This is a genomic window from Corallococcus terminator (genome assembly GCF_003611635.1).
GTDB lineage: Bacteria > Myxococcota > Myxococcia > Myxococcales > Myxococcaceae > Corallococcus > Corallococcus terminator.
This window is the reverse complement of record NZ_RAVZ01000612.1, coordinates 1-2,369: the sequence shown is the minus strand read 5'-3', so window position 1 is coordinate 2,369 and position 2,369 is coordinate 1. Positions and strand designations below refer to the sequence as shown.

Below are 2,369 nucleotides of genomic sequence, written 5' to 3'. Positions count from 1 at the left end.
GTCGATGCGTCCACCGTGCGCCTCCGCGATGGCCTGACTCACCGCGAGCCCCAGCCCCGTGCCGCGCGCGTGGCGGTGTCGGATTCGGGGCCGGGGATGACGGCGGAGGCGCGGGCGCGGCTGTTCGAACCGTTCTTCACCACCCGGCCCGGCGGCACGGGGCTGGGGCTCGCGGTGAGTCAGGCCATCGCGGAGGCGCACGGTGGACGCATCGACGTGGACACGGGGCCCCTGGGCGGCGCGCGCTTCACGTTGTCGCTGCCCGCGCCCTCGCGGGAACAGGAGACCGCGGCATGAGCACCCCGGAGGCGCGCGAACAGGGGCCCGACGCGAGGCCCGCGGTCCTCGTGGTGGACGACAAGGAGAACATGCTCAAGCTGTTCGCGCGCATCCTGGGGGACGCGTACGCGGTGACGACGGCGCCGGATGGGGCGCGGGCGCTGGCCCTGCTGTCCACGCGCGCGTTCGATGTGGTGGTGACGGACATCCAGATGCCGGGCGCGGACGGCTTCGCGGTGCTGCGCGAGGTGAAGCGGAGTTCTCCGGACACGGAGGTGGTGCTCGTCACCGCCTACGCGAGCGTCCCCAAGGCGGTGGAGGCCATCAAGGAGGGCGCGTACGACTACCTGTCCAAGCCCTTCGACCCGGACGAGGTGGCGCTGGTGGTGGCGCGCGCGCTGGAGCGACAGCGTCAACGCAAGGACGCGGCGGGGCTCCAGGCCCGCGCTTCTCGCATGCCGGACTTCCACGGGCTGCTCGGCACCAGCCCCGCGCTGCGCAAGACGCACGCGCTGCTCGCGCAGGTGGCGGCGCGCGAGCTCACCGTGGTGCTCACCGGCGAGACGGGCACGGGCAAGGAGCTGGCCGCCCGCGCGCTGCACCGGGAGAGCCCGCGCCGGGACAGGCCCTTCGTCGCGGTGAACTGCGGCGCGCTGCCCGCGGACCTGGTGGAGAGCGAGCTGTTCGGCCACGCGAAGGGCGCCTTCACGGGCGCGACGGGCGCGAAGGCCGGGCTCTTCGAGGAGGCGCACGGCGGGACGCTCTTCCTGGATGAAGTGGGCGACCTGCCGCTGCCGGTGCAGGTGAAGCTCAACCGCGCGTTGCAGGAGAGGGAGGTGCGCCGCGTGGGCACCACCACGCCGGTGACGGTGGACGTGCGCGTGGTGGCCGCGACGCACCGGGACCTCGCGGCGGAGGTGGCGCAGGGGCGCTTCCGCGAGGACCTCTACTACCGGCTGGACGGCGTGACGGTGCGGATGCCCTCCTTGCGCGAACGGCGCGAGGACATCCCGCTCCTGGCGATGCACTTCCTGTCCATCGCGCGCCGGCCGGAGCTGGAGGGCTTCACACCCGAGGCGCTCCAGGTGCTCACCGCCGCGCCCTGGCCGGGCAACGTGCGGCAGTTGCAGAACGCGGTGGCGCGCGCGGTGGCGATGGCGGCCGGGCCGCGCATCACCCCGGAGGACCTGCCCCCGGAGTCCGGCCCGCTGCGTCCCGCCGCGACACCTGTGGCGCTCCCGACGGAAGCGCTGGCGAAGCGGCCCTACCGCGAGGCGGTGGATCAGGTGCGCGATGCCGTCTCGCGCGACTACCTCACCGCGCTGATGCAGGAGTTCTCCGGCAACGTCACCCATGCGGCCGAGCGCGCGGGCATGGAGCGCGAAAGCCTGCACCGCCTGCTCAAGCGCTACGGCGTGCGCACGGAGGACTTCAAGCGCGGCGAGTAGCCTCAGGCGACGTGCTTCGCGAGCACCTTGTCCAACTCCTCCGCCTGCGCTCGCGCTTCCTCGTCGGCGGTCTTCATCGCCCGCGCCGTGAAGGTGCGCGCGCGGACCGCCTCCGTCTTCGCCAGGGCCATGGCCATGGCCAGGTTCGCCTGGGGGTGGTCCGGGGACGCCGCCAGCACGGGCGTGAGGATCCGCACGGCCTGTTCGTCCTCCTCATGCTCCAGGTGGAACATGGCCAGGTCACAGGCCGGGCCCGGCGCCGTGGGGTCGCGCTGGAGCGCTTCCTTCAGCAGGGCCACGGACGCGGCCCGCTCTCCCTTGGCATCCAGCACCAACGCGAGGCCGTGCAGGACCTCCACGGAGTCGGGCGCCTGCTTCCTCGCCTCCTCCAGGAGCCGTTGGGCCTCGGCGGTGTTGCCGGCATTCAGTTGGTCGATTCCCTGGCGGTACAGGTCACTTCCCACGGCGTCCTCCAGTGCACCACGCGGCGCGTTGTCTCATTCTGCGCGACTTTGGAGCGGCGTCCGCAACTTTGGGCAGCCGATCCGCGAGAAATCGATAAGTCTTCACTTCAGGGTCCCCCATGATCATCGGCAACAAGCCCGTCCGCCCCCCGCAGACCTCCGGCACGGCCTCCACCCC

3 protein-coding genes are annotated in these 2,369 nt (G+C 72.5%); 2 read left to right on the top strand and 1 reads right to left on the bottom strand.

The window, feature by feature from the left end; translation table 11 throughout:
- Together D7V88_RS40720 and D7V88_RS40715 are read left to right on the top strand one after the other, a co-directional pair.
- On the top strand, positions 1-297 hold a 297-nt coding region (locus D7V88_RS40720), incomplete at its 5' end, for an ATP-binding protein (protein WP_147449118.1).
- Entirely contained in the window at positions 294-1,727 is a 1,434-nt protein-coding gene (locus D7V88_RS40715) for a sigma-54-dependent transcriptional regulator (protein WP_120545856.1), read from the top strand. The genes D7V88_RS40720 and D7V88_RS40715, both read left to right, overlap by 4 nt.
- A 2-nt stretch (positions 1,728-1,729) precedes the next feature.
- Here D7V88_RS40715 and D7V88_RS40710 read toward each other — a convergent pair whose 3' ends face one another.
- Positions 1,730-2,191, bottom strand: a complete 462-nt coding sequence (locus tag D7V88_RS40710) for a tetratricopeptide repeat protein (RefSeq protein ID WP_208726748.1) — start codon at positions 2,189-2,191, stop codon at positions 1,730-1,732.
- Positions 2,192-2,369 lie beyond the last annotated feature (178 nt).